We start from the raw sequence: 26,034 nt of genomic DNA on the forward strand, positions 1-26,034 counted from the left end.
CCGCACGATGTCCGAAAAAATTCGAGGCATGGGCCGGATGAAGAGGGGTAGCCGCGCCGCCATGGCTCGAGCTACCCCACGCCCCAGACCCTCCATACCCCGGCGGACGCTGCTCACCGGCGCCGCCGCCGTCGCCCTCACCGGCGCCGCCGCCTGCTCGCGGGTCCCCAAGGGCGACGCGCTGGCCCGCCTGAAGTCACAGGGCACGGTCCGCCTCGGCATCGCCGGCGAGGTCCCCTACGGGTATGTGAACGAGCAGGGCGAGTTCACCGGCGAGGCCCCCGAACTGGCCCGGGTGATTTTCAAACGGCTCGGAATCGGCCGCGTCCAGCCCGTGGCCACGGACTTCTCCTCGCTGATCCCCGGGCTCAACTCCCAGCAGTTCGACGTCGTTTCGGCCGGGATGTACATCAACAAGGACCGCTGCGCCCAAGTGCTGTTCGCCGACCCCGAGTACCAGATGCTGGACGCGTTCATCGTCCGCAAGGGCAACCCGAAGAACCTGCGCACCTACGAGGACGTCGTCCGCGCCAAGGCACGGTTCGCGACCGGCACCGGCTACGCGGAGATCGGCTACGCCGGCGCCGCCGGATATCCCGAAAAAGACATCGTGATCCTCCAGGACCAGGTGGCGGGCCTGAACGCCGTGGAGTCCGGGCGCGTCGACGTGTTCGCCGGCACCGCGCTGACGGTGCGCGAGGTGGCGAAGAAGAGCGCGCGGGCCGAGGCCACCGAACCCTTCGCGGCGGTCGTCGACGGAAGGAAGAAGATCGACGGCGGCGGCTTCGCGTTCCGGCCCACCGACGGCGCGCTGCGCGACGCCTTCAACGCCGAGATCCACCGCATGAAGCGGAGCGGCGAACTCTTCCGGATCCTGAGGCCCTTCGGTTTCACCCAGGCCGAGATGACCACCCTGACCGCCAAGGAGCTGTGCCGATGACGGCGGGACTGTGGCAGCACTGGGTGCTGCCGGGAATCTGGATCACGGTCCAACTCACCCTCTACAGCGCCGCGTTGGCGGCCGTCGTCGCCTTCGGTGTGGGTATGGCTCGCACCCACCGCTCCCGCGCGGTGCGCTTCTTCGCGGCCGCGTACACGGAGATCTTCCGGGGCACCTCGGCGCTGGTCCTGATGTTCTGGCTGTTCTTCGTGCTGCCGCCGCTCGCGGGCTGGCAGCTGGTCCCGATGTGGGCGGCGGTGCTCGCGCTCGGCCTGTCCTACGGGGCGTACGGAGCGGAGATCGTGCGCGGCGCCCTGAACGCGGTGGCACCCGCCCAGCGTGAGGCGGGCATCGCGCTCAGCCTGACCCCCTGGCAGCGGATGCGGCTCGTGCTGCTGCCGCAGGCGGTGCCGGAGATGATCCCGCCGTTCTGCAACCTGCTGGTCGAACTGCTCAAGGGGACCGCGCTCGTCTCCCTGCTCGGGGTGGGCGACGTGTCGTTCGCGGCGTATCTGGTGCGGCTCGCGACGCAGGACAGCGCGGGGATCTACACCGTGACGCTGGTCATCTACTTCGTGCTCGCCTTCGGCCTGACCCGGGGGATGAAGGCGCTGGAGCGGCGCACCAAGGCGAATCTGGGGGTGAGCGTCAAGTGAACTGGGACTGGTCCGCCGTCTGGGACTTCATGCCGCGTTTCGGGGACGGCGTGCTCACCACGCTGAAGGTCCTCGCGCTCGGCTCCCTCATCTCCTTCTCCCTCGGCCTGGTGTGGGCGCTCGCCTTCCGCGCGCCGACCCGTTTCGTGCGCTGGCCGGTCAACCTGATCACGGAGTTCATCCGCACCACCCCGCTGCTTGTGCAGCTGTTCTTCCTGTTCTTCGTGCTGCCGGAGTGGGGCGTGAAGTTCTCCGCCCTGACCACCGGCATCCTCGCCATCGGCCTGCACTACTCCACGTACACCGCGCAGGTCTACCGGGCCGGCATCGACGCCGTGCCCAAGGGCCAGTGGGAGGCGGCGACCGCGCTGAGCCTGCCCGCGCACCGCACCTGGCTCGCGGTGATCCTGCCCCAGGCCGTCCGCCGCATCGCGCCGGCGCTCGGCAACTACGTCATCTCCATGCTGAAGGACACGCCGCTGCTCGCCGGCATCAGCGTCCTGGAGATGTTGCAGCAGTCCCGTCTGGCGGGGGCGAGCACCTTCCAGTACACCGAGCCGCTGACCGTGGTCGGCGTCGCCTTCATCCTCATCGCCTATCCGGCTTCGCTGTTCGTACGAGCCCTGGAGCGCCGCCTTGTCCGCTGACACCCAGATCGAGACGCCCCTGAAGAAGCGGAGCGGCACCGAGCTGATCCGCTTCGAGAACGTCACCAAACGCTTCGGCGACAACACCGTCCTCGACGACCTCTGCTTCACCGCCCGCAAGGGCAGGCACGTCACGCTGATCGGCCCCTCGGGCTCCGGCAAGACCACGATCCTGCGGCTGCTCATGACCCTGGAGACCCCGGACTCGGGGACCATCCAGGTCAACGGGAGCCGGTTGTTCCCCGCGGGCGAGAAGGAGCGCAGAGAGGCCCGCAAGAAGATCGGCATGGTCTTCCAGCAGTTCAACCTGTTCCCCAACATGAGCGTGCTGCGCAACATCACCGAGGCGCCGGTGCGCGTGCTCGGCCTGTCCCCCGACGAGGCCGAGGCGCGCGCCCGCGAACTGCTCGACCTGGTGGGGCTCGGCGACAAGCGCGACGCCAAGCCCGTCCAGCTGTCCGGCGGGCAGCAGCAGCGCGTCGCGATCGCGCGGGCGCTGGCGATGCGGCCGGAGGTGCTGCTCCTGGACGAGGTGACCTCCGCGCTCGACCCGGAGCTGGTGGCGGGCGTCCTCGATCTGCTGCGCGACATCGCCCGCACCACGGACATCACCATGCTCTGCGTCACCCACGAGATGAGCTTCGCGCGGGACATCTCGGACGAGGTGATGATGTTCGACGCGGGCAAGGTCATCGAGTCGGGCCCGCCGGAGCAGATCTTCGGTGCGCCGGAGCACGAGCGCACCCGGGAGTTCCTGGGCGCGATCGCGTGAACACGCGCCGTACACGACGCTGACCTCACGTTCCGGCCACCCGAACGCCCCGTAATCGTGCCTCTGGCATATGCCACGGTGCCGCGTCCCAGGACAGGGGCCCTGGGGCGTGGCACCAATCTTGTCAACACCCCCACCGGAAACGGGTCTTGGCGGCTATCGTGGGAGGGCAGACCTGCCACCTTCGCAGCTCGACCTGCTAGGGGGAAACCGTGGCGCTGAAGCCGGAGCCGACCGCGCCGTTCCACTCGGTGCACTACGTCCTGCGCGTCCTGGAGGCGATTTCCCGGCACGGCGGGGGCGTCACCGATGTCCAGATCGCGCGCGAGACGGGTCTGCCCACCGCCCATCTGGCCTCCATGCTCCTGATGCTGCGCCGCGAGGGCTATGTGGAGCAGGTGGCCGACGGCGCGTATGTGATCGGCGATTCGATGGTGCTGCTCGGTTCGGGCGCCGCCCGCAAGGAAGCGCTTGAGTCCAAGATCCAGGACACCCTCATGTCGCTGCGCGACTCGGTGGGCGCGGCGGTCTACATCAGCCGCTACATCGACGGCGAAGTGAAGATCACCCAGTACGCGGACGGGCCGTGCGCGCCGAAGGTCAACGAGTGGGTCGACTTCAAGTCGGCGGCGCACGCGAGCGCGGTCGGCAAGTGCCTGCTGACCCAGCTCGACCAGAACGGCCGCCGGGACCACCTCTCGCGCCACAAGATCGCCCGGCTGACCTCGCGCACGATCACCAGCGAGAAGGTCCTGTTCTCCAAGCTCGACAGCCAGCCCGCCACGGTGCCCGTCCTCGACCTCCAGGAGTACGCGGTGGGCACGGTCTGCGCCGCCGTTCCGCTGACCGCCGGATCCGCCGTGGGCTGCCTCGCCCTGTCCCTGCCGATCGAGCACGCTCACCGGCTGCGCGCGGCGGCTGCCACCCTCAACCGCCGGGCCGCCCCGGTGGTGCTCTCGCTGGCCATCTGAGGCCGGGTGCCACCCGGGCCCCGATGAGGACGGCCGTCAGGGGTGGTCATCAGCACCCCCGGGGACCAGGTAGTATTTTCTCTGTCAGCAGGCGCCGCTAGCTCAGTTGGTTAGAGCAGCTGACTCTTAATCAGCGGGTCCGGGGTTCGAGTCCCTGGCGGCGCACCGACAGAAGAAGCCCCTCGCGCGAGCGGGGGGCTTCTTCGTGTCCGGGGGCCCGGGATGCGGCCCCTGGCAGGACCGCCCTCGCCGGTGCCGGCCATCACCGGGATCCGGTTGATCCTGCCCGCCCCGGCGAGCCTTGCCGCATGACCACGATCCCCTGCGGTGCCGCCCCGGCAGCCGACCCGCACGACCGGCAGCCGGCACCTCGCCCTTGCCGACGCTGTCGCACGTCCACACTCCCACACGCCCACACGCCCACACGGCGCCGGATTCATACACACGTCCCATACGTACGTACTAGACAATCGTTTAATACGTTCGTACATTGCTGCCATGCCGAACTCGAAGAGCACCAGCACGAGCGCGCTCCGCGCCGGGCGCAAGGAATGGATCGCGTTCACGGTCCTTCTGCTGCCCCTCCTCCTCGTCTCGATGGACGTCTCCGTCCTGTACTTCGCGCTCCCCTCCATCAGCCGCGAACTCGACCCCACCGCCACGCAGCAGCTGTGGATCATCGATGTGTACGCCTTCGCGCTCGCCGGGCTGCTGATCACGATGGGCTCGCTCGGCGACCGGATCGGGCGCCGCAGGCTGCTCCTGTTCGGGGCCGCCGCCTTCGGCGTCGCCTCGGTGACCGCCGCGTACGCCACCAGCGCCGACCAGCTCATCGCCGCTCGCGCGCTGCTCGGCGTCGGCGGGGCCACCCTGATGCCCTCGACGATGGGCCTGGTGCGCACCATGTTCCGCGACGACAGGCAGCGCGGGCAGGCGATCGGCATCTGGTCGGCGGCCATGACGGGCGGGATCGCGCTCGGCTCGGTGCTCAGCGGGATCATGCTGGAGCACCTGTGGTGGGGCTCGGTCTTCCTCATCAACGTGCCGGCGATGGTGCTGCTCCTGATGCTTGCGCCGGTGCTGGTACCGGAGTCCAAGGACGCGGCGCCGGGGAAGTTCGACGTGCTGAGCGTGCCGCTCTCGATGGGCGCGGTGCTGCCGCTGGTGTACGGGCTCAAGGAGTGCGCGGCCGAAGGCTTCGCCTGGTCGTACGCGGCGTGCATCGCGGCGGGGCTGGTACTGGGCGCGGTCTTCGTACGCCGTCAGCTCACCCGGAGCTCGGCGCTGATCGGCCGCCAACTGTTCATCCCGGGGCGGGGGTTCGGCGCCGCGATCTCGCTGAACACGATCGCCGCGTTCGCGATGATGGGTTCGGCGTACTTCACCACCCAGTACCTCCAGTCGGTGCTCGACATGAGCACGATGCGGGCCGCGCTGTGGAGCGTCGCCCCTTCGCTCGCCATCGGCGGCGCCGCCCCCGCCGCGTCCGCCGCCGCGCGGAAGGTCAACCGGGCCTACGTCATCGCCACGGGCTTCGCGGTCGCCGCGGCCGGGTATGCCCTGCTCGCCCTGACCGGCACGGACTCGCTGTGGCTCGTGCTGGCCGGGACCGCGGTCATCGGGAGCGGCATCGTCACGGTGATGGCGCTGGTCTCCGACATGGCGCTGGCCTCGGCCCCGGTCGCGAAGGCGGGCTCGGCCGCGTCGCTCCTGGAGACCGGGCAGGAGTTCGGCGGCGCGCTCGGGATGGCGGTGCTCGGCTCGATCGGCACGGCGGTCTACCGCTCGGACATGCCGGCATCGGCGCCGGTGGCCGCCCGCCGGACCCTGGGCGCGGCGGTGGCCGGCGCCGACCACGCCCTGGCGGACCTCGCCCGGGACGCCTTCGTGCACGGCATGCGGTACGCGGCGGTCGGCGCCACGCTGGTCCTGGCCATCGCGGCGGTGCTGGCGGTGGGACTGCTGCGGGGCCCGGCGCGGGCGGCGGACGCGGCGGCGCTGGAGCAGGGGGCCGGTGCCGGGGCCCCGGCCCCGAGTACGGGTGCGGGTGCGGATGCGGTGGATGCGGGTGTGGCGGCACCGGGCCCGGTCGCGCAACCGGTCGCCTGAGCCGATTCCGCACGAGAACACGACAAGCCGGGCCTCAACCGCCCAGGGACTCCAGCACAGTTGCGGCCTGGTGGTCGGCTCCGGAGCGGTTGGGGTGGAACGGGACGGCGAGGCCGGGCGGGTTGGTGGAGAGCGGCACCAGGCCCTCCACCCACCGGGTGCCGATGGGCTCGCAGACGTCGTGTCCACGGCTGCCCCGGTAGGTGTCGACGAAGGAGGCACCGCTTTGGGCTGCGGCGCGGGCGAGCATCCCGTTCAACTCCTTGAGCCGGGCGCCGAACCAGGCCAGGTCCTCGTCGTGGATGGGCACCAGGGGGTAGCAGCCGTGGTCGGTCGCGACGCCGGCCAGATAGTCGACGACCAGGATCGTGGCGTGGGGCGAACGCCGCCTGATGCCCGCGAGGACGTCGGTGATCCGGGACTCGGTGTCGGCGATCCGGTGAGACATGACGTCCGTGCCGTCGGCGCGGGTGTAACGGGCACGGCACGGGCCGGCCAGCGGGGCGGGCACCGGGTCGACGCACCCGACGACGGCGGCGGCGAGCCCGATGTCGTTGCCGCCGATGCCCACGGTGACGAGGTCGGTGGTGGGGGTGAGCCGGTCGAACTGGGCCGGGTTCACACCCTCGGCGAGCAGCGGGAAACGGCCGACGTCCTGCGGCGCGGTCATCTCGGCGGTGGTCGCGCCGCCGCAGGTCGCGTCCCGGAACACGGCGACGCCGAGCCGGCGGGCGACCTGCTTGGGGTAGTTCCAGGTGCTCTGGGCGCAGCCGGCCGGGGCGTAGGTGGCGTCGATCCCGAGCACGGTGACATCGGCGGACCAGGAGTCACCGAGGGCGACGTATTCACGGAAGCGGGGGGCGCCACGAGTGGCGGGGACGGCTGTACCGGGTCCGGCCGGACCCGGGCCTGGCGGGCCGACGGCGGACATCCCGGCGGGTGCGCCGGGCGCGGCGGCCAGAGCCGGGGCGGCCGGGACGCCGAGGAGGGCGGAGACGGCGGCGAGGGCGACAAGAAGGAAACGGGGCTTCACGGCCCCATCCACCCATTGCGCCCTGCCCCGAGGGGGGACGCTGGCCGGGAATTCACCCGGGAGCGGGAAAAGGGGCCGGGGGTTTTCGCCCCGCCTCGCCCCTTCCCTCGGCCCTCCGGGGCCCGGAGGGCCCCGAGTTGACGCGATTCCCGTACGTGCCGCGTGCATGCCCCGCTGTGTGAGGCAGGGCCGGCGAATCTACTGCCCCTTGATGAGGCCGGGGAGTTCGCGCATGTCGTGGAAGACGATGGTGCCGGGGCCTTCGAGTCGTTCGGCCGGGGTGAATCCGCCCGCGTAGCCGAAGGCGCGCATCCCGGCGGCGCGGGCGGCCTGGACGCCGGGGCGGCTGTCCTCGACCACGGCGCAGGCCGCGGGATCGACGCCCATCCGCCGTGCCGCATGCAGGAAGAGGTCGGGGGCCGGCTTGCCCCGGGCGACCTCGGTGGAGCTGAAGACGCGGCCCGCGAACCGGTCGTGGAGTCCGGTGACGCCGAGCGTGTGGCGCATCTTCTCGTGGGAGCCGCTGGAGGCTACGCAGACCGGCAGGGTGATCTCGGCCAGCGCCTCGGGCACCCCGTCCACGGCCTCGAGCCCTGCGTCCACCGCCTCCCGGTGGCGCTGGATCAGCTGCTTCCACCAGAGGGCGGCGGTCTCCTCCCCCAGGCGCTGGGCGATCTGTTCGCAGATGGATTCCCGTGAGCGCCCGATGAACCGGTCGACGACGTCTGCCTGCGTCAGCGGCCAGCCGAGCTCCGCTCCCAGCGCGATCTGGATACGCACGGCGATGCGTTCACTGTCGACGAGCACACCGTCGCAGTCGAATATGACGAGTTCTATCGGCTTGATCATTTGCGCAGCATAGGCCCGGCCCGGCCCATCTTGGCGCCGAGTTCCGCTGAAGGCCGGGTGCCGCACGGTTGTTGACGCAGCGTCAGAACTGTACGTCCGAGCAGGCGTAGAAGGCGTTGCCCGTGTCCGCGATCGTCCACACGGCGACGATCAGCTGATGCCCGGTCCGGCCGGTGGGGATGGTCCCCTGGTGGGAGACCGTGGCCGGTGGCTGCTTGTCGCCGTAGGGCACGGTGAGGAAGGGCCGGGTGTCGAGCGCGGCCCGGGTGAGCCGCTGGGTCGGGTCCCAGCCCTGCTTGGTGAGGTAGTAACGGAAGTCGGTCGTCGCGTGGCGGGCGGTGAACTGCCAGCGGAAGGTGTAGGTCTGACCTCCCGTCAGCTGCGTCGTGGGCCAGCCGGCGCCGCCGCGCGGGTCGTCCAGTTCGGCGAACCTGCTGTTGCCGCCCGCGCAGATCGTGCCGTCGGCGGGTCCGGCCGCCGGGAAGCCCTTGGGGCCCTCGACGGACTGCGGCTCCCACTGGATGTCACCGCAGTCCTCGACCGTGCCGTTGGCGCACAGCTTCTGCCGGCTGATGGGCTGGTCGGTGTAACCGTGGCTGCTCGCGCTTCCGGTCGCGAGCAGGGACGCGCCGGCGACGGCGAGCCCCACCACAGCGGCACCGAGCCGCTGCTTCTTTCGCATGCTGTCACTCCTGGAGAACGTGGGGGAGTTCCTTGAGTGGAGCCGCACGCGTGCGGTATGTCATGTTCCGGTCTAGACCAACTACCAGAGTAAGTACGGCGGTTGAGCGTGTCCAGGGGTCGGTCCAGGCCAATCCGCTTGGGTCCCCTCGGGCTCCCTCAGGGCTCCCTCGGTCTCCCTCGGGGCTCCCTCAGGCCCCCTCCCCCGTCCCCCGTCCCGTGTAGAACGCGACGGTCAGGTCCTTCACAAGGGCCTTGCGCTCATAGGCGTCGAGCTCCACGAGCCCTCGCGAGGTCAGCCGCTGCACGGTGTCGTCCACCGCGTCCACGACCGACGTCAGCACCGAGTCGCGGTGCTGGGCGTCGATGGCCGCGACCCGCCGGCGCCGCATCGCCGCCGCCACCTCCGGCGCGTACTCGATCCGGGTCGGCTGCGCCGAGTACACCTCGATGCCCACCGGCTCCGCCTCCGCCTTCAGCATGCGGGTCAGCGCGTCGCCGACCGCCTCGGCGTCGCGCAGCGTCGGCGCGTCCTCGTGGAAGGCGTCGGCGGGCAGCTGCGAGAGCACCCGGGCCATCGCCGCCTCCACCTGCTCCCGCAGATACCGCTCGTGGTCGGCGACGGCGAGGGTGGCCCGCGCGGTGTCCCTGATCCGCCACACCACGAGCACCACCACCTGGAGCGCGGTACCCCGGGCGTCGACGGCGCCCATCGGCGCGCTGCGCCAGTGCCGCAGCCGCAGATCGACCCGGCGCCGCAGCAGCAGCGGGCTCATCCACATCAGACCCGTACGCCGCACGGTGCCCCGGTAGTCACCGAAGAGCGAGAGCACCCAGGCGTAGCCGACCTGGCCCCGTACGAGCCCGCCGAAAGCGAGGACCGCCGCGCTCACCGCGAGCGTGATCAGCCCCCACTGCCCCAGCGTGATCCCGTGGTACGGGTACGCCGGAAGGCGCAGCAGCGCGGTGAGGGAACGCGGCAGGACACCCGCCCACCAGATCACCGCGCCGCACCCCAGGAGCGCGAGGAGCCCGGCCGCCACCGCCGTGGCACCGGCCATCACCGGGCCCGGCCGTTCCGAGATGCGCGGATCGACCGGGGTCGCGGGCCTGGCCGGCGCGGCCACCGCCGGGCGCGCGCCCGCCTGCTGGGGCGGTCGCGCGACGGTGCGCGGGGCGGTGCGCGGGGCGGGCGGATCGGCGGCGGAGACGGGAGGGACGGGCACGGTGTCGTCGCGGAACAGCAGATGGACCGGGATCTCGGCGGTGTGCTCGCCACGGATCACGGCCACCCTGCGCCCGGTGTCCGGCGCGGGGGCGGTGGCGGGGGCGGTACCGGTCGCGGAGGCGGGGGCGATGCCGGTCGCGGGAGCGGGCGCGATGCCGGTCGCGGGAGCGGGCGCGATGCCGGTCGCGGGAGCGGGCGCGATACCGGTCGCGGGAGCGGGCGCGATACCGGTCGCGGGAGCGGGCGCCTGGTTTCGGGAGGGGCCTGCGTCCTCGGGGGCGGCCGGGCCCTGGGCCGGGGCCTGGGCCGGGGCCTGGGCCGGGGTCTGAGCCGGGGCCTGGGTCGGGGTCTGGGTCGGGGTCTGGGTCGGGGTCTGGGTCGGGGTCTGGGTCGGGGTCTGCATGCTCATCTGTCCCTCCATCATGCGAAGAGCCGCCGCCAGGTCTCGGGGCCGGGATAGCCGTCGGCCTCCGCGCCGCGCCAGCCCTGCGCGCGCTGGAACGCCTCGACGTTGCGCCGGTCCGCCTCGCCCCAGCGCGGTCCGGGACCGTCGGTGTAGTACGCGCCGAAGCCCTTGCGCACGAGCTGCCGGCCGAGCCGGGTGACGTACGGGCTGCTCTGCCCGGGACGGAAGAGGCCGGGGCCCGGGTAGGCGGGGGCCTGCGTCCAGGAGGCGGGCCGCGCCGTCTGCGCGGTGTCCGCGGCGTCGAGTGCGGGGAGCCCGCCCTGGTCGGCGGGGATGTTCCGGCCGGTCCCGCGCACCAGCAGCGACCAGGTGGCCGCCCCGGGGATGCCGTCGGCGTCGGCGCCGCTCCAGCCCTGTGCCTCCTGGAAGGCGCGGGTTGCGTTCCGGTCGGCGATCCCCCAGCGCGGCCCGGGTCCCTCGCCGTAGAAGCGTTTGCCGCCGCGCCGTACCAGCATCCGGCCGAGCCGGGTGACGTGCGGGTTCTCGGCGCCCGGCCCGAACTTGTCCGACCCGGGGAAGACCGCACCGCCCGCGCCGCTCTCCTTCTTGACGCCGGTGCCGGCCGGCGTGGCGGTGGCGTCGGGCTTGGCGGCGACGCCGGGGGTGGTCGGGGCGGTGGCGGCGGCGCTCGTGGGAGACGTGGCGGCGGGAGCGACGGGCTGCGTGGGGGTGGCGGGCAGCGCGGTGCTGAGTTTGGCGGGGGCAGCGGGGGTGGCGCTCGCGGGGGCGCTGGGCGCGGTGGGCGTGGCGGAGGTAGCGGGAGTGGTGGGGGTGGCGGGGGCGGCGGGAGTGGTGGGCGCGGCAGGCGCGGTGGGTGCCGTGGGCGTAGTAGGCGCTGCGGGCGTAGTCGAGGTAGGCGGCGTAGTCGGCGTAGTGGGCGCCGTGGGCGTGGTTGTCGTCGGCTTGGCGGGGACGGCCGGTGTGGTGGGGGCGACGACCGGCGTCGCGGGGGCGCTCACCTTGATCCCCTTGTAGCGGTAGGGCACGTATCTGCTGGAGTTCTTCCAGTACGCGTACGGGGTGGTCTGGGACCGGGCGTTCGGCGGGGTCTGTTCGTAGGCCGTGTAATAGGTGTGCGTCTGGTCGGTCCAGCCGCCGAAGATCACGACGTGGGAGCCCTTGGTGGGGTCGGCGGGGTTGTGGAAGAGCAGGATGTCGCCGGGCTGGAGCTCGTCGCGGGTCACCCGCACCCCGAACTTCGCCAGGCTCCCCGTCCACTCGTTGGTGCCGAGGTCCCACGCCATCGAGACATAGCCCGAGCAGTCCTGGCGGTACCCGTCCGTCCAGTACGCCTCCATGTCGTACGGCACCGCCGCGGCCACCCACACCTTGGCCCGGTCGATGATCTCGGCCCGGGTGGTGGGGCGCGGCTTGTCGGAGTTCGCGCCGTGGCCGGGCGCGCCGTGCAGTCCGCTGGTGGCGCCCTGCTGGGTGGGCGGCCCGGGATCGGCGGCCCTGTTCGCGCCGGGTCCCTCGGGTCCGGGCAGGGGCGCGGCCGCGGCGGCCGTGGCCGCGCCGAGCACCATCGAGGCCGCGGTGGCCGCCACCAGCGCGCGGCGGGCACCGCCGTGCGCCCCCGGATGGCCGCCGTCGCGTACCGGGAGCAGCTGCCTGCGCCGCCCGTCCGCGCAGCCGGGGCAGCCGCAGTCCCCGGGGGGCTCGTAGTCCTCGAACACCGGCCCGGGTGTACTGGCTTCCATCCGCTGCCCTTCCCGTTGGTTCCGCTCTCACGGACGTCGGCGATCGTTTCCGCGCGGGGACACGCGGGGACAGCGTTCAACACTGCCCAAGCACGTCACATTTTGACCGATTAGTACCGATAAAACGAACATCTGACAGCGTGGCGCTGGTCAAAACCACCCTCAGGAGTCCGGTAAAGTTTTCCGTGTCAGCAGGCGCCGCTAGCTCAGTTGGTTAGAGCAGCTGACTCTTAATCAGCGGGTCCGGGGTTCGAGTCCCTGGCGGCGCACGCACCACCGAGGCCCCCTCGCCCAGCGCGAGGGGGCCTCGGTCGTTCCGGTGGCGACACGTTCAGCGCGTGTTGCCCGCGAGGGACAGGGCGTACTCCGGCCACCAGGTGCCGGCGGGTGGACCGCCCTTGCAGGGGCCGTCGGACTCACCCGGGCGCTTCACCCAGACATACGCGTCGACCGGCCCGCCGCCCGTGGCGATCGTCGGGCGCTCGCCCAGCGCCCGGCCGGGAGGGTTGCACCAGCGCTCCTCCGGGTCGCCCTCGGTGTAGGGGCCGTTGCCGTTGCGGCTGGTGTCGATCACGAAGTGCTTGCCGCCGACCTTCGCCGAAAGCCGCTCCCCGAACTCCCGGCTCGCCCGCGTCGTCTGGAAGTTGGACACGTTGACCGCGAACCCGTCCGCGCCCGCGATGCCCGCGCGCCGCAGCGGCTCGTCAAGGGCGTCCGCCGAACGCCATCCGGCGTTGCCCGCGTCCACGTACACCTTCGTCGCGGGCAGCCGCTTGAGCCGGTCGACGGCGCCCTTGAGCAGCGCGTACCGCTCCTCGCGCAGCTCCTGGGAGGCGCAGCCGTCCACGACGTGCAGGAGCGCGTCCGGTTCCAGGACGATCATCGCGCGGCGCTGCCCGATGCCCCGGGCCACCTGCTCGACCCAGGCCCGGTAGGCGTCGCCGTCGGCCGCGCCGCCACGGGAGAACTGGCCGCAGTCGCGGTGCGGGATGTTGTACAGGACGAGCAGCGCGGTCCGCCCGGCCCTGGCGGCGCTCTCGGTGTAGCCGCGGACCACCGCCTCGGGGTCCGTGCCGCCGATCCACTCGCCCATCGGCTGCTCGGCGATCCTCCGCACGAGCGCGGCCTTGTGGTGATCGCCCGCCCGGGTGTACGCGGCGAGCTGGCGTGCGGCCTTGGAGTCCGGGTCCACCCAGAACGGCCCCGCGGAGGACGGCAGTTGGGCGGCGGCGGGCGGCGTCGCCCGACGTTCTCCCGCGCCCCCGCCCCCGCCGGATCCCCCGCACCCCGCGAGGAGCAGCGCCGTCACGACGGCCGGCACCGCGAACCTCGCCCCGGGCGCCGTTGCGCGTGCGCCCGCGCGGCGCCCCTCGGCCGTGCGGTCCGCGCGCCGCCCGCGCCCACGCTCACGCCCGCGCCCGCGCCCGCGCCCGCGCCCGGACGGTGCTCCGCGACCCCGGGGGCCGCTCGTCCGATCGCTCAACTCGCCTACGCCGCAAGGGCAGTTGGCGTTACCCGGTCCCGGGCCCGCGATGCGGGGCAGCTCTACAGTGGTGGGGCCGGCCCCTGCGCCGGCCGTCTCATGAGTCCCTGGCCCCACTGAACCTCCCGTGGCAGTGCGGGGCTTCTCCCGCGGCCCGCGCACCGGCGGTCGAGGACCGGCCCGGCCTGCGGTCACGGGGGGAGCGGGCCGTCGGCCGGGCCAGGTGCGCGCCGCTCGGCCGCCCGCCGGGCCGCGCCGCGCGATCAGGGCTTGTCCTGGGGTGAGGGGGCCGGGTCCTGGGCGCCGGTGAGGTAGGCCGAGACGACCACGTTGGCGGTGTACGCCTTCGTCTCGCGGTCGTAGGTCCCGCCACAGGTGATCAGGCGCAGCTCGGCGCGGCCGCGCCTGCGGGGCCCGTACACCTTCGCGGCGTCGAAGTGCTTGCGCGGGAAGACCTGCACGTCGTCGATGGTGAACTCGGCGACCGTGCCGTCGGCACCGGTCACCTTCACGCGCTGGCCGGGGCGGGCCGCGCTCAGGCCGTAGAACACGGCCGGTTTGCTCTGGGTGTCCACATGCCCGACGAGCAGGGCCGTTCCGGCCTCACCGGGCCGGGCCCCGCTGTCGAACCAGCCCACTGTGCCGGGCTGTGCGTAGGGCGGCGGGTCCACCGCGCCGTCCGCGTCGAGGCCGCGCGGTATGACCGGCGCGGCGATGCCTATGGAGGGGATCTCCACCCGCCGGGGCGCCGCGCCCCTGAGGGGGTCGTGGGCGGGCGGCAGCGCCACGCCGAGCGGCCGGCCCACGGCGGCTATGTCGCCCGTGGTGGGCGCCGACGTGCTGCCGGTGCCGTCGGAGACGTCCCGGCCCCACAGCCACAGTCCGAGCAGCAGCACCGCCCAGGCAAGTCCGGTGACGAGCCGCCCGCTGCCCCGCGCCGAGGACATGTCAGCCGCCGCCGCGCCGACGGCGGACGCTGCGCGAGGCCACGGCGACCGCCGCCACCGCCGCGAGCGCGAGCCCGATCACCGCGTGCCGGGTGCCGGGGCCCTGCTCGTTGGCTTCCTCGGAGGCGAGCGTCGCCGCGCCGCCTCCGCCCGCGTGCACGGGGTGGTCGGGAGTGGGACGGCCGTGGTCGTGGTCGCGGTCATGGTCTTGGTCGCGGCCGTGGTCGTGGTCGCGGCGGTCGCCGTGCACCACGGTGAACCGTCCGCTCGCCTTGCCGTGGCTGTCCTTGCAGGTGACCCAGACGTCGTAGTCACGGTCCTGGGCGTCCGAACGGATGCGGGCCTGGGCGACGAGACCGCCGTCGGCGGGCGTGAAGCGGGCCTCCGAGACGAAGGCGTCCGAGGAGCCGACCGCCTCGCGGCCGCCGCACACGCTGACCCTGAGGTCCACCTCCCCGCCGGGGGCCGTGGTGCTCGGGGTCACCCGCACCGATCCGTGCGGCTCGGACTCGGCCACCGCGGGGGACGCGGGCAGCACGGTCAGGGCGGCGGCCGCCACGGCCGCGCAGAGTGTCGTGGGACGGATGCGCATCGTGAACCTCCTGCCACCGAGCGTCACGCGCGGCGCGCGCTTTCGCATCCCGGGAGGCGGCAGGACTGCGCCGGACGGGCGCACGACACGCCCGCCCGTCGGCAGGGATCGGCGTCAGACCAGCTTCACCAGGTCGGCGATCGAGTCGACGATCTTGGAGGGGCGGAAGGGGTAGGACTCCACGTCCGCCGGCCGGGTCAGACCGGTCAGGACCAGAAACGTCTGCATGCCCGCCTCGAGGCCGGCCAGCACGTCGGTGTCCATCCGGTCGCCGATCATGGCGCTGGTCTCGGAGTGCGCGCCGATCGCGTTGAGCCCGGTGCGCATCATGAGCGGGTTGGGCTTGCCCGCGAAGTAGGGCTTCTTGCCGGTGGCCTTGGTGATCAGCGCGGCCACGGCACCGGTCGCGGGCAGCGGGCCCTCCTGGCTCGGGCCCGTCTCGTCCGGGTTGGTGCAGATGAACCTGGCCCCCGCGTTGATCAGCCGGATCGCCTTGGTGAGCGCTTCGAAGCTGTACGTACGCGTCTCGCCCAGCACCACGTAATCGGGCTCGTGGTCGGTCAGGACGTAGCCGATGTCGTGCAGCGCGGTGGTCAGGCCCGCCTCGCCGATGACGTAGGCGGTGCCGCCGGGGCGCTGGTCGTCGAGGAACTTGGCGGTGGCGAGCGCCGAGGTCCAGATGTTCTCGACCGGCACGTCGAGCCCCATCCGCATCAGCCGGGCGTGCAGGTCGCGCGGGGTGTAGATCGAGTTGTTGGTGAGGACGAGGAAGGGGCGGCCCGAGTCCTTGAGCGTCCTGAGGAAGGCGTCCGCACCGGGGATGGGGGTACCCTCGTGGATGAGGACACCGTCCATGTCGGTGAGCCAGGATTCGATCGGCTTGCGCTCTGCCATGGGTGCGGACTCCTGCGTTCTGCGCGGTTATTACGCGCTGATGAGCGATCAGCTGGGGGCGCCGGCGCACCGCACTGTGCGTTGCCGACGCCCTTAGCCTAGTCAGGTACCGAGGATCACGGTCCGGCCGATCGCCCCGGTCAGCTTCCGGTGGCGCTCTTCCACGCGTCGATGTACTTCGGCAGGTTCTTCGAGATGTCCATCCAGTCGGGCTGGAAGATGTCGATGCCCCGCGTCAGTCCGGCGAGCGCGACCGCGTTGGCGTCGGTGGCCAAGATGTCGGTGCGGGCCGCGAAGCCGCCGCCGATCTCGCTGACCTGGCGCTGCGCCGGCTCGCTCAGCAGGTAGTCCAGGAGCTTCTTGCCGTTGGCGCTGTGCGGGGCGCCGCCGAGGAGACCGGCGGCGTAGGGCAGCACGAAGGACGACGGCTTGGTGCCGCTCGAGGTGCCGGGGAACCAGATGCCGAGGTTGGGCATGGTCTTGGACTGGGCGTAGTTCATCTGCACGTCGCCGTTGGCGGCCAGCAGTTCGCCCTTGTCCACCTTGGGCGCGAGCTTTCCGGTGGAGGCGGACGGCCCGACGTTGTTGGCCTGGAGCTTGCGCAGGTACTCCATTGCGGCCTCCTTGCCGCCGAAGTCGTGCATGGCCTTGACGACGAGGGCGGTGCCGTCGCCCGCGACCCCCGGCGTGGAGTACTGGATCTTGTTCTTGTAGCGCGCGTCGAGCAGGTCCTCCCAGTTCCTGGGGGGCTCCTTGAGCTCCTTCTTGTTGTAGATGAATCCGAAGTAGTTGTTGACGATGGAGGTCCACGTGCCGTCGGGCGACTTGGCTCCGCCGTCGACCTTGTCGGCGCCGGCGGGCTCGTACCTTTGCAGCAGGCCCTTGTCCTCGGCCTGCTGGATGAAGGGCGGCAGCGTCACCAGCACGTCGGCCTGGGTGTTGGACTTCTCGCGGACCGCGCGCTGCACCATCTCGCCGGAGCCGCCCTCGACGTACTTGACCTTGATGCCGGTCTTCGCCTCGAAGTCCTTGAAGACCCGGTCGTACCAGCCGTCGCCCTTCTCGCCCTTGAGGCCGTCGGCGCTGTAGACGGTGACGGTCTTCGCGTTCGCGTCGGCGGAGGAGGTGGCGTCGCAGGCGGAGAGGGCGGCGGCGAGGACGAGGGCGCCGGTGACGGCGGCGACCGGCTTGACCGTGGTGCGGGCGGTGGCTCGGGCGGACAGGCGGGTGTGGGTGCGCATGACGTTCGGGGCTCCTGAGGTTTTCGGATCAACAGGGTTCGGCGGGCGCCGCACCGGGTGCGGGGTACGGAGGCGGGCACGGACGCGGGGGGCGGGGCGCGGGTCAGCGGAAGGAGGCGCGGGTACGGATGCGGGAGACGGCGAGCAGGACGAGCAGCGTCGTGCCCATCAGGACCACGGCGACGGCGGCCCCGGTGAACAGCGAGCCCCGGTCGGTGGCCGCGAAGATCTGCACCGGCAGCGGTGTCCAGTCCGGCGGGTAGAGCATCATCGTGGCGCTCAACTCGCCCATGGACAGCGCGAAGCAGAGCCCGGCGGCCGCCGTCAGGGACGGCAGCAGCAGGGGCAGTCTGACCCGCCACAGCACCACGAGCGGCCGGGCGCCGAGGCTGGCCGCGGCCTGTTCGTACATCGGGTCGAGGCGCCGGATGGCGGCGGCGACCGACTGGTGGGCGAAGGCCATGACCAGAACGGTGTGCGCGAGGATCACGATCCAGCGTGTCCCGTTCAGGAGCACCGGCGGCCTGGAGTACGCGACGAGGACCGCGAGGCCCACGACCACCGACGGCACGGCGACCGGCAGCACGAACAAGGCGTCCATGAGCCGCCGCCCGCCCTTCTTCAGGCCGGCCGCCGCGAGCGCCGCCCAGGAGCCGACGGTGAGCGCGAGGACGCTCGCCGCGAGCGCGGTGACCAGGCTCGTGGTGAGCGCCTGAAGAGAGTCACCGGTGGTGGCCGCGCCGTAGTGCGACGCGGTGAGGCCGGACGGGAAGGCGCCGGACCAGCTGGTCGCGAACGAGGCGGCCACGATGACCAGCAGGGGCAGCGCGAAGACCGGCAGGAACAGCACGAAGAAGAGCGCCCAGGTGGCCCGGCGGGCGGCCCGGCTATGCACCAACACGACGGCTCACCACCCGGTAGAGGCCGTAAAGACCCACGGAAATGACGACGTTGACGACGGCGACGACACAGGCGGCCGGATAGTCGGACTCCAGGATCGCCTTGCTGTAGACGAGCATCGGCAGTGTGGTGACGCCCTTGGCGCCGGTGAACAGGACGATGCCGAACTCGTTGAGGCACATCACCAGGACCAGCGCGCCCCCGGCCGCGAGCGCGGGCAGCGCCTCGGGCAGGATCACCTGCCGCACGATCCTGGCGGGCCGCGCGCCCAGCGACGCCGCCACTTCCAGCTGCGCGGTGTCGAGTTGGGAGAACGCGGCGAGCAGCGGACGCATCACGAACGGCGTGAAGTACGTGATCTCCGCGAGCAGCACGCCCCAGGGGGTGGTCAGGAACTGGAAGGGCCCGGTGCCCGCGCCGGTGACGTCGCTCCACAGGCCGTTGGCCATGCCGACCGAGCCGTAGACGAACAGCAGGGCCAGCGTGATCAGGAAGGACGGGAAGGAGAGGAAGACGTCGATGAATCGGGCGACGGCCTTCCCACCGGGAAACGGCACGAACGCGATGACCAGCGCCAGCACGAACCCCAGCACGAGGCACCCGGCGGTGGCCCCGGCCGCCAGCCACACCGTGGTCCCCAGCGCGTCCCGGAACGCGGCCGATGCGAACACGTCGGCGTACGGCGCGAACGAGGTCCCGCCGGTGTCCGGGGAGAGGGACTGCCGGACGACGAGGGCCAGCGGGTAGAGGAAGACGGCGGCAAGGACCAGGACGGGCGGCAACGCCCATACGAACACGGGGACATGACGGCCGCGCCCTCCTTGCTCCCGTTGCTCCCGTCGCTCCCGTCGCTCCCGCGCGTTGTCGCCGCGCCGGGCGGAACCGTTCGGCGCGGCCCCAGGCGCCGGGCCGCTCTTGAGCACCGCGCTCCTATCCACCGCTCACCTCCGCGCCGAGCAGCACCGCGTCCTCGCGGGCGAAGTGCAGGGTGACCTCGTCGCCGAGGGCCGGGGTGGTCCGCAGCTCGCGGACGTCCGCCTTCACGCGGTGGCCGTCCACATCCACGTACAGCCGGTGCGTGGCTCCCCGCCACTGCACCTCCGCGACCCTGCCGCGCAGCGCGTTGGGTCCTGCGCCGAGCCCGACCAGGTGCGGCCGCACGCACAGAGTGGCCTGCGCGCCCCTGGCCACCTCGTGGGTGGCGACCGAGAGCTCGGTGCCGCCGAAGAGGACCGAGCCCGAACCCACCCGCACGGGAAGGAGGTTGGCGTTGCCGACGAACGACGCCGTGAACTGCGTACGGGGCCTGCGGTAGAGGTCCTGCGGGGTTCCGCAGTCCTGGAGGCGGGCGCGGTCCATGACCGCGATGCGGTCGGCGAGGGTCAGCGCCTCGATCTGGTCGTGGGTGACGTACAGGATGGTGATGTCCGGCAACTCCCGGTGCAGGCGCGCGAGTTCGGCCAGCATGCCCGAGCGCAGCTGAGCGTCGAGCGCGGACAGCGGCTCGTCCAGGAGGAGGACGCCGGGGCGGATGGCGAGCGCGCGGGCGATGGCCACGCGCTGCTGCTGGCCGCCGGAGAGCTCGCGCGGATGGCGCTTGGCGTAGCTCTCCATGCCGGTCATGGCGAGGGCTTCGGCGACCCTGACGGCGATCTGCGCCTTGGGCACCTTGCGCGCCCGCAGCCCGAAGGCGACGTTGTCCTGGACGCGCAGGTGTGGGAAGAGCGCGTACTGCTGGACGACCATGCCGATGCCGCGCCGGTGGGGCGGCAGGTGGGTCACGTCGCGTTCACCGATGAACACCCGGCCTGCGGCGGGCCGGACGAACCCGGCGACGGCGCGCAGCGCGGTCGTCTTGCCCGAGCCGGAGGGGCCGAGCAGGGCCAAGATCTCGCCGGGCTCGACGCTCAGCTGGAGCGAGTCGAGGACGACGTTGCCGTCGTAGGCGACGGTGACGCCGTCGAAGCGGATACCACTGCCGGGCGCGCCGGGCGGGGCCGTGCCGCTCACCTCGCGGCCTCCAACTCCGCTACGAGGTCCGGTAGTTCGGCAACCGACGCGAGCACATGGCCGGCGCCCGCCTCGGTGAGCGCCGCCCGGTCGTGGGCGCCGGTCAGCACGCCCGCGACGATGCCCGCCCCCGCCCGTACGCCGCTGAGCATGTCGTAGGAGGTGTCGCCCGCCACCGCGACGGCGCGCACCGAGTCGACGGCGCGGGTCCGCAGGAACGCGCTGAGCACCAGGTCGGGGTAGGGGCGGCCGCGACCGCCCGCGTCGGCGGGGCACAGCGTGAGCGGGACGAGGTCCTGCCAGCCGAGCGCCGCGAGGATCGCGTCCTGGGTGACGCGGGCGAAGCCGGTGGACAGGACCACGGTGCGCCCCTCGGCCTTCAGCCGCTCGACGGCCTCGCGGGCGCCGGGGACGGGGGCGATGTGCCCGGCGTCGACGAGGCTCGCGTAGGCCCCCTCGAAGGCGGTGTTGGCGAGCCGCGCCTTGTCCTCGTCGCCGAACAGGTGGCGGAAGACGGAGATCTTGGACTCGCCCATGGTGGCGCGGACGTGGTCGAGCATGGTGGCGTGCTCGGCGGAACCGGGCTCGACGCCGAGGCGGTCCGCCGCGCTCGCGAAGGCCCGCTCGACGAGTCCGCCGTCGGCGACGGTGGTGCCCGCCATGTCGAGCACGACCAGGTTGTAGGCGGTCGCGGTGGCTGTGGTCACGTTGGTTGTGGTCACGTTGGTTGTGGTCACGTTGGTTGTGGTCACGTTGGTTGTGGTCACGGTGGTCGACTCCCTTACCAGTCCAGCTCGTTGGCGGTCCGCTCGGCGATGGCGGGCGAGCAGGTCATGCCGCGTCCGCCGGGCCCGGTCACCAGCCACACCCCGTCCGACACGCGCTGGCGGTGCACGACGCGGGTGGTGTCCACGCACTGGGCGTAGACCCCGGCCCAGCGGCGCCGGATCGCCGGCAGGGGCCGCCCGAGGAAGGACTCCACGACCCGGGTGAGGTGGTCGTAGGGCTCCTCGGTCACGTCGAAGGCGAAGGGGTGCTCGTATTCGTGGGTGTCACCGATGGTCAGTCCGCCGTCCGCGCGCTGCACCATGAGGAGTTGCATCCTGTGCGCGGCGGCGGCCGGCTCCTGCGCCTGGCCCGCGTTCAGCGCGTCCAGCGCGTCGCCTGCGTAGGCGGGGTAGTAGCGGAAGCTGTCGGCGTCGGCGACGGAGGTGGTCAGCGGCTCGCCGAGCGGCGCGGTCTGCATCATCTGGAGGCGTACGCGGCGCACCGGCAGGTCGGGGACGAGTTCGCGCACGAGTCCGCCGAGCCAGGCGCCGGTGCACAGGATCACGGCGTCGCCGGTGTGCCTCTCGCCGTGGTCGTCGCGGACGGCGTGACCGCCCGGGCCTTCCAGGACCTCGCGCACCTCCCTGCCGCCCAGGTAGGTGTAGCGCCCGGATGCCAACAAGGCCTGTTTCAGGGCGAGTTGCGCGGTACGGGGCTCCACCGCGGCATCCCTTTCGCACCACAGGGCGGCCCTGAAGTCGCCGCGCAGAGCGGGGTTGAGGGCGCGGGCCCGGTCGGCGGTGACGAGCCGGTAGCCGCGCTCGGCAGCGTCGTCGCGGGCCGCCGCGGCCTCGGCCACGGCCACCTCCAGGTCCGTACGCAGCGGGGTCAGCGAGCCGTTGGCGCGAAAGCCCAGGCCGGGGACGCGTTGGCCGATCTCCTCCCACAGCTCGCGGGCGCGCAGGGCGGTGGCCAGTTCCTCACCGCCCGCGCGGCCGCTGACCCAGATCTGGCCGAAGTTGCGCAGCGAGGCGCCGCGGGCCTCGCTCTCGCGCTCGATGTGTACGACCTCGTGGCCGCGTTCCACTGCGTGCCAGGCGTGTGTGGTTCCCACCACGCCGGCTCCTACGACGATGACTCTCACGCGGCCCACGCTCCTGCGCCCGGGTGTCCCACCCCGGTCCCCCCGGCAACCCCCCGGTGAACGGCCCCCCAAACTTGGCCTAGACCCGTTATGTCTCCGTGACCTTGCGCGGCGCGTGCGGCCAGTCCAACCATGGCCGCGCGGGCCGGCATCAACCCTGGCCAGGGGCGCGGGGAACTGCGCGAGGAGCGCCCACGGTCCGCACCCAGGGCCCCTGGGGCTCCGCCCCAGACCCCATTCGTGCCTGAAGGGCGCTCGTCCTCAATCGCCGGACGGGCTGACTATGTCCCAGTGGGCCAGCACGGACCCCGCCGGGGGCAACGCCGGACCGGCTGAGGATGCCGGTGTGGACCAGCACCAGCCCCGCCAGGGGCGCGGGGAACTGCGCGCCCAGCCATCCACGGTCTGCGGCAAAGGCCCCCGCGCAGACGCAAGGTTGCCGATGCGGGCCGGCACCGGATGCCCAGGGGCGCGGGGAACTGCGCGACCAGCCACGCACGGTCCGCGGGCAAGGCCCCCGCGCAGGCGCGAGGCCGCCGGTGCGGGCCAGCACCGGATGCCCAGGGGCGCGGGGAACTGCGCGACCAGCACCCTGCGGCCCGCACCCAGGGCTCCTGGGGCTCCGCCCCAGACCCCGTTCGGCCTGAAGGGCCTCGTCCTCAATCATCCCCAAGGCGTTAAGGGCCAAGGGCCAGGGGGGACCCCCATGACGGGCTGGGTATGCCCATGCGGGCCAGCACAGACCCCGCCAAGGGGCGCGGGGAACTGCGCGACCAGCCAGCACCAACCCGCACCACACACTCGAACGCGGCCCGCACGGAGCGTTCAGGGGCGGGCGCTCGCGTCCAGGTGCGTGGTGAAAGAGAACCGGTCCCCCCGGTACAGCGTCCGCACCCGCTCCAGCGGCAACCCCCGTGCATCCCGCGAAACCCGGTGAATCAGCAGCATCGGCAACGCCGGCGGCGTACCGATGAGCAGCGCCTCCCGAGGCGTGGCCAGCACCGTCTCGATGCGTTCGTCGACATCGCCGAGGGTCACGCCGAGCCGGTCGCGCAGATAGGCGTAGAAGGAGGAGTCCGGCGCGAACTCCGCCTCCAGATCCGGCATGCGGGCCACCGAGGCATACGTACTCTCCAGCCCCACCCGCTCGTCGTCCGCGAGCAGCACCCGCTCCATGTGCCACACCGGCTCCCCCCGCCGCAGCCCGGTCTCGTCGGCGAGCGCGGGCGGGCAGGGGAAGCGTTCGAGCGTGATGAGATGCCGCCCGGGTTTGCGCCCCTGACGGCGTACGCCCTCGGTGTAGCTGGCCAGCGACAGGGGCTGTTCCAGCTTGGGCCCCGCCACCACCGTGCCCCGGCCCTGGCGCCGCAGCCTTCCCTCCAGGACCAGCTCGCGCAGCGCGAGCCGCACCGTCTCACGGGCAACCTCGTAGCGCAGGGCCAGATCACGCTCGGCCGGCAGCAGGCCGCCCTCCCCCAACTCGTCGATGAGCAGGGACACTTGGGCCTTGACGAGGTAGTACTTGGGGATGCGCCCGTGCTCGGGGATGCCGGAGCGGACGGGGGCGCCGGGTGCCTGGTTCTCGGGGTAGCCGGGCAGGGAGTCGTTCTGGTGTGCCACGGGGTCGATGCTCGCACGGGCAGATGAACGCCCGGGGCCGCCGGAACGGGGGCGCTGCGGAACGGGGACGCCCGGGACGGGACACCCGGGACGTGAGCCCGGAACGGGAACCCGGGCGGGCCGGGGTCTTTGCCGGCGCGGCCTCAGTCGCGCCGCCCGCGCAGCCTGCGCGCCCCGCTCATGAGCGCCGCCCCCACGACGAGCAGCACGGCCGCGGTGAGCGCGAGCCCGGTGAGCGCGCTGCCCCGGCCGGTCGCGGCGAGCTCGGCGTCGAGTGCGCCCAGCAGATCGTCCTCGGCCACGATGTCGAAGTGGTAGTCGCCGGACTCCCCGACCCACTGGCCGTCGCTCCCCCGGCGCTGCACGATCGCCGCGTTCGCCGTGACGGGCCCCGGCACGGTGTCGTCGGTGAAGCCGAGCCGCACCCGCACGGTGACGGTTCTGCCCGGGCCGATGACGAACCCGGCAAAGCCGTCATCGAAGGCGCCGATGTGCTCGTCCAGATCCGTCTTGACGAACGTCACCGGGTGCCGGCGTCCGGTGGCCGGGTCGTCGAACTCCATCCGCAGCTGGGAGTTGTCCAGCGTGCGGTCCCGGTCGACGAGGACCAGCACCGGGTGGATGCCGTCGCAGGTCTCGCCCGAGGTGTTGGTGAGGCCGATGGACCACTCCTGGCTTTCGCCGCCGGGGACGTACTCGGCGGGCCCGCCCTGGATCCGCGTGTCCAGCGGGAAGGCGGAGCCGGTCTTCAGGGCGCACGGCGCCGGCTTCTCGGCGAGCGGCCGCTCGACGGGCTGGGTGGCGACGACCGGCTTGCGCGGCGCGACATCGTGCCGTCCGGGCGGCAGTCCGCCGTCGTCGGCCGCCGCGACCCCCGCGAGCGGGACGATCGTGGCGGCGGCCACTGCGGTGGCGAGGGCGGTACGCAGTCGCATGCGGGGCCTTTGCTGCTCGCGGCGTTCGGGGCTCGGGCTCACGGCCCGGGTTCGGGCCCGGACTTCGGGGCCGCGCCCGGAGCCGGGGCTCCTCGCCGACCGCGGCCGTGGTCCGCGAGCCTGCCACGCGCCCGCGCCGCATTTCCGGGCGACGCGGCCCGGCGCGGCCACGCGTACCGGTAAGACCGCCCTATCAGCCCAATACCGCCCTATCGGTCCGCCGTCGCCGCGCTCCTGTCAGTGCGCCGTCGCCGCGCTCCTGTCAGTGCGCTTCGCCGCGCTCTCCCGCCGGGGCCCCGGCCCGGCCACGCTCGCGCGGCCGAAGACGGGGACGAGGACCAGCTGGGCCGCGCCCTCGGCCACCGCGTGCGGGCCCCCGGCCGCCGGAAGGACCGGGACCGCCGGAGCCCCGCCGCGCCGGGCCCGCTCCTCGACAACCGCGCTCACACCCCGCACGAACGTGTCCTGGTCGGCGGTGACCGTACGCCCGCCGAGCAGGATCTCGTCGATGTCGAGCAGCCCGACGAGGTTGGCCGCGCCCACCCCGAGGAAGCGGGCGGCGGCCGCGATGTCCCCCCGGGCGACCGCCGCCAGGCACAGCGCCTCGATGCAGCCGCGCCCCCCGCACCCGCACGCCGGCCCGCCGAGCAGGATCGTCTGGTGGCCGAACTCGCCCGCCCCCGTACGGGCCCCCCGGTGCAGCGCGCCGCCGAGCACGAGCCCCGCGCCGAGCCCGCTGCCCAGGTGGAGGTAGGCGAAGGAGCCGTCCCCGGTGCGGTCGCGCAGGGCGAGACCCAGAGCGGCCGCGTTGGTGTCCTTGTCGAGGAAGACCTTCTGGCCGAGCCGTTCGGCGAGCGCGCCGCGCAGCGGGAAGCCGTTCCAGTGCGGGAAACCGGTGACGCGGTGCAGGATCCCGCCGGCGTGGTCGAGCGGGCCCGGCATGGCGACGCCCACGCCGAGCACGCGCCGGCCGCCGGTCAGCGCCTCGGCCTCGGCGGCGGCCGCCTCCACCACCCGGGCAGGCTTCTCGCCGAGGTCCAGCGGTACGGTCCTGGCGCCGACCAGGGTGCCCGCGAGGTCGACGAGGACCGCCGTCAGCTCATCGCGGTCCAGATGGAGCCCGATCGCGTGCGCGGCGGAGGGCACCAACTTGAGCACGGTGCGCGGCTTGCCCCCGGTCGAGGCGCGCCGACCCGCCTCGGTGGCCGTGCCCTCGTCCCGCAGCCGCCCGGTGATCTTGCTGACCGCCTGGGGGGTGAGCCCCGTGCGCTCGGCCAGCTCCAGTCTGCTGATGCCCCGCTCGCCCGCCGCGCGCAGCAGGTCGAGGACGAGCGCGGCGTTGTGATGGCGCAGCGCCGGCAGATTCACACCCGTATTGCTCCTGTTCACCGACCCATTGTCCCTGTTGCTTGCACTTTGGCAACAGCGTTGCTTAAGTGGGACGCATG

24 protein-coding genes and 2 tRNA genes are annotated in these 26,034 nt (G+C 72.7%); 8 read left to right on the forward strand and 18 right to left on the reverse strand.

Going from position 1 to position 26,034, the window contains the following annotated elements; genetic code table 11:
* The first annotated feature begins 61 nt into the window (after positions 1-61).
* From ehuB to ABR738_RS15455, 7 genes are all read left to right on the forward strand, one after another.
* A complete protein-coding gene (gene ehuB, locus ABR738_RS15425) occupies positions 62-940 on the forward strand; it encodes an ectoine/hydroxyectoine ABC transporter substrate-binding protein EhuB (protein WP_350230553.1) in 879 nt (292 codons plus the stop codon).
* Positions 937-1,596, forward strand: coding sequence for an ectoine/hydroxyectoine ABC transporter permease subunit EhuC (ehuC, locus tag ABR738_RS15430; protein ID WP_350230554.1), 660 nt, complete (start codon positions 937-939; stop codon positions 1,594-1,596). Before ehuB ends, ehuC begins: the two co-directional genes overlap by 4 nt.
* The gene (gene ehuD / locus ABR738_RS15435; protein WP_350230555.1) at positions 1,593-2,243 is read left to right on the forward strand and encodes an ectoine/hydroxyectoine ABC transporter permease subunit EhuD; all 651 of its coding nucleotides are present in this window, start codon (positions 1,593-1,595) and stop codon (positions 2,241-2,243) included. Before ehuC ends, ehuD begins: the two co-directional genes overlap by 4 nt.
* The gene (locus tag ABR738_RS15440; RefSeq protein WP_350230556.1) at positions 2,233-3,015 is read left to right on the forward strand and encodes an amino acid ABC transporter ATP-binding protein; all 783 of its coding nucleotides are present in this window, start codon (positions 2,233-2,235) and stop codon (positions 3,013-3,015) included. Before ehuD ends, ABR738_RS15440 begins: the two co-directional genes overlap by 11 nt.
* A gap of 212 nt (positions 3,016-3,227) precedes the next feature.
* Complete coding sequence (locus ABR738_RS15445; protein ID WP_350230557.1) at positions 3,228-3,986, forward strand: IclR family transcriptional regulator; 759 nt, start codon at positions 3,228-3,230, stop codon at positions 3,984-3,986.
* Positions 3,987-4,077: 91 nt separating this feature from the next.
* Positions 4,078-4,151 (forward strand) — tRNA-Lys (locus ABR738_RS15450).
* A gap of 333 nt (positions 4,152-4,484) precedes the next feature.
* A complete protein-coding gene (locus ABR738_RS15455) occupies positions 4,485-6,095 on the forward strand; it encodes an MFS transporter (protein WP_350230558.1) in 1,611 nt (536 codons plus the stop codon).
* Positions 6,096-6,129: 34 nt separating this feature from the next.
* On the opposite strand, the gene ABR738_RS15460 is transcribed toward ABR738_RS15455, so the two are convergent.
* From ABR738_RS15460 to ABR738_RS15480, 5 genes are all read right to left on the reverse strand, one after another.
* The gene (locus ABR738_RS15460) at positions 6,130-7,128 is read right to left on the reverse strand and encodes an SGNH/GDSL hydrolase family protein (protein WP_350230559.1); all 999 of its coding nucleotides are present in this window, start codon (positions 7,126-7,128) and stop codon (positions 6,130-6,132) included.
* A gap of 198 nt (positions 7,129-7,326) precedes the next feature.
* Positions 7,327-7,977 (reverse strand): HAD family hydrolase, encoded by a 651-nt coding sequence (locus tag ABR738_RS15465; RefSeq protein WP_350230560.1) that lies wholly within the window; start codon positions 7,975-7,977, stop codon positions 7,327-7,329.
* 82 nt (positions 7,978-8,059) lie between these two features.
* Entirely contained in the window at positions 8,060-8,659 is a 600-nt protein-coding gene (locus tag ABR738_RS15470) for a lytic polysaccharide monooxygenase auxiliary activity family 9 protein (protein ID WP_350230561.1), read from the reverse strand.
* A 190-nt stretch (positions 8,660-8,849) separates the two neighbouring features.
* Positions 8,850-10,295 (reverse strand): SPFH domain-containing protein, encoded by a 1,446-nt coding sequence (locus ABR738_RS15475; protein ID WP_350230562.1) that lies wholly within the window; start codon positions 10,293-10,295, stop codon positions 8,850-8,852.
* 11 nt (positions 10,296-10,306) lie between these two features.
* Complete coding sequence (locus tag ABR738_RS15480; protein WP_350230563.1) at positions 10,307-12,052, reverse strand: peptidoglycan-binding protein; 1,746 nt, start codon at positions 12,050-12,052, stop codon at positions 10,307-10,309.
* A gap of 195 nt (positions 12,053-12,247) precedes the next feature.
* On the opposite strand from ABR738_RS15480, the gene ABR738_RS15485 reads away from it, so the two are divergent.
* Positions 12,248-12,321, forward strand: a tRNA-Lys gene (locus ABR738_RS15485).
* A gap of 62 nt (positions 12,322-12,383) precedes the next feature.
* On the opposite strand, the gene ABR738_RS15490 is transcribed toward ABR738_RS15485, so the two are convergent.
* From ABR738_RS15490 to ABR738_RS15550, 13 genes are all read right to left on the reverse strand, one after another.
* Positions 12,384-13,373, reverse strand: a complete 990-nt coding sequence (locus ABR738_RS15490; RefSeq protein WP_350230564.1) for a glycoside hydrolase family 6 protein — start codon at positions 13,371-13,373, stop codon at positions 12,384-12,386.
* Between the two features lie 425 nt (positions 13,374-13,798).
* Positions 13,799-14,482 (reverse strand): class F sortase, encoded by a 684-nt coding sequence (locus tag ABR738_RS15495; protein WP_350230565.1) that lies wholly within the window; start codon positions 14,480-14,482, stop codon positions 13,799-13,801.
* Position 14,483: 1 nt separating this feature from the next.
* Positions 14,484-15,074 (reverse strand): hypothetical protein, encoded by a 591-nt coding sequence (locus ABR738_RS15500; RefSeq protein WP_350230566.1) that lies wholly within the window; start codon positions 15,072-15,074, stop codon positions 14,484-14,486.
* 114 nt (positions 15,075-15,188) lie between these two features.
* Positions 15,189-15,968: an HAD-IIA family hydrolase gene (locus tag ABR738_RS15505; RefSeq protein WP_350230567.1), complete on the reverse strand. Its 780-nt coding sequence runs from the start codon at positions 15,966-15,968 to the stop codon at positions 15,189-15,191.
* 140 nt (positions 15,969-16,108) lie between these two features.
* Complete coding sequence (locus ABR738_RS15510) at positions 16,109-17,209, reverse strand: 2-aminoethylphosphonate ABC transporter substrate-binding protein (RefSeq protein ID WP_350230568.1); 1,101 nt, start codon at positions 17,207-17,209, stop codon at positions 16,109-16,111.
* 103 nt (positions 17,210-17,312) lie between these two features.
* Positions 17,313-18,110: an ABC transporter permease gene (locus tag ABR738_RS15515; protein WP_350230569.1), complete on the reverse strand. Its 798-nt coding sequence runs from the start codon at positions 18,108-18,110 to the stop codon at positions 17,313-17,315.
* Positions 18,097-18,906 carry a 2-aminoethylphosphonate ABC transporter permease subunit gene (locus ABR738_RS15520; protein WP_350230570.1) on the reverse strand — a complete coding sequence of 270 codons (810 nt, stop codon included), beginning with the start codon at positions 18,904-18,906 and terminating at the stop codon, positions 18,097-18,099. Before ABR738_RS15520 ends, ABR738_RS15515 begins: the two co-directional genes overlap by 14 nt.
* 133 nt (positions 18,907-19,039) lie before the next feature.
* Complete coding sequence (locus ABR738_RS15525) at positions 19,040-20,119, reverse strand: ABC transporter ATP-binding protein (RefSeq protein WP_350230571.1); 1,080 nt, start codon at positions 20,117-20,119, stop codon at positions 19,040-19,042.
* Positions 20,116-20,826 carry a phosphonatase-like hydrolase gene (locus ABR738_RS15530; RefSeq protein WP_350234588.1) on the reverse strand — a complete coding sequence of 237 codons (711 nt, stop codon included), beginning with the start codon at positions 20,824-20,826 and terminating at the stop codon, positions 20,116-20,118. The genes ABR738_RS15525 and ABR738_RS15530 overlap by 4 nt, the downstream gene beginning before the upstream one ends.
* Positions 20,827-20,900: 74 nt before the next feature.
* Positions 20,901-22,031 (reverse strand): TIGR03364 family FAD-dependent oxidoreductase, encoded by a 1,131-nt coding sequence (locus ABR738_RS15535; RefSeq protein WP_350230572.1) that lies wholly within the window; start codon positions 22,029-22,031, stop codon positions 20,901-20,903.
* 825 nt (positions 22,032-22,856) lie between these two features.
* Positions 22,857-23,651 (reverse strand): GntR family transcriptional regulator, encoded by a 795-nt coding sequence (locus tag ABR738_RS15540; protein ID WP_350230573.1) that lies wholly within the window; start codon positions 23,649-23,651, stop codon positions 22,857-22,859.
* A gap of 143 nt (positions 23,652-23,794) precedes the next feature.
* Positions 23,795-24,586, reverse strand: a complete 792-nt coding sequence (locus tag ABR738_RS15545) for a hypothetical protein (protein ID WP_350230574.1) — start codon at positions 24,584-24,586, stop codon at positions 23,795-23,797.
* A gap of 237 nt (positions 24,587-24,823) precedes the next feature.
* Positions 24,824-25,975, reverse strand: a complete 1,152-nt coding sequence (locus ABR738_RS15550) for an ROK family transcriptional regulator (RefSeq protein WP_350230575.1) — start codon at positions 25,973-25,975, stop codon at positions 24,824-24,826.
* Positions 25,976-26,034: the final 59 nt, after the last annotated feature.

The sequence above is a fragment of the Streptomyces sp. Edi4 genome (assembly GCF_040253615.1).
Taxonomy (GTDB): Bacteria; Actinomycetota; Actinomycetes; order Streptomycetales; family Streptomycetaceae; genus Streptomyces.

What these genes read in the sequence shown, in the direction of transcription:
- ABR738_RS15500 (WP_350230566.1), bottom strand. Translation starts at nt 15,074, where the DNA reads ATGCGCATCCGTCCCACGACACTCTGCGCGGCCGTGGCGGCCGCCGCC.
- ABR738_RS15480 (WP_350230563.1), bottom strand. Translation starts at nt 12,052, where the DNA reads ATGGAAGCCAGTACACCCGGGCCGGTGTTCGAGGACTACGAGCCCCCC.
- ABR738_RS15510 (WP_350230568.1), bottom strand. Translation starts at nt 17,209, where the DNA reads ATGCGCACCCACACCCGCCTGTCCGCCCGAGCCACCGCCCGCACCACG.
- ehuB (WP_350230553.1), top strand. Translation starts at nt 62, where the DNA reads ATGGCTCGAGCTACCCCACGCCCCAGACCCTCCATACCCCGGCGGACG.
- ABR738_RS15475 (WP_350230562.1), bottom strand. Translation starts at nt 10,295, where the DNA reads ATGAGCATGCAGACCCCGACCCAGACCCCGACCCAGACCCCGACCCAG.
- ehuC (WP_350230554.1), top strand. Translation starts at nt 937, where the DNA reads ATGACGGCGGGACTGTGGCAGCACTGGGTGCTGCCGGGAATCTGGATC.
- ABR738_RS15495 (WP_350230565.1), bottom strand. Translation starts at nt 14,482, where the DNA reads ATGTCCTCGGCGCGGGGCAGCGGGCGGCTCGTCACCGGACTTGCCTGG.
- ABR738_RS15465 (WP_350230560.1), bottom strand. Translation starts at nt 7,977, where the DNA reads ATGATCAAGCCGATAGAACTCGTCATATTCGACTGCGACGGTGTGCTC.
- ABR738_RS15505 (WP_350230567.1), bottom strand. Translation starts at nt 15,968, where the DNA reads ATGGCAGAGCGCAAGCCGATCGAATCCTGGCTCACCGACATGGACGGT.
- ABR738_RS15545 (WP_350230574.1), bottom strand. Translation starts at nt 24,586, where the DNA reads ATGCGACTGCGTACCGCCCTCGCCACCGCAGTGGCCGCCGCCACGATC.
- ABR738_RS15455 (WP_350230558.1), top strand. Translation starts at nt 4,485, where the DNA reads ATGCCGAACTCGAAGAGCACCAGCACGAGCGCGCTCCGCGCCGGGCGC.
- ABR738_RS15470 (WP_350230561.1), bottom strand. Translation starts at nt 8,659, where the DNA reads ATGCGAAAGAAGCAGCGGCTCGGTGCCGCTGTGGTGGGGCTCGCCGTC.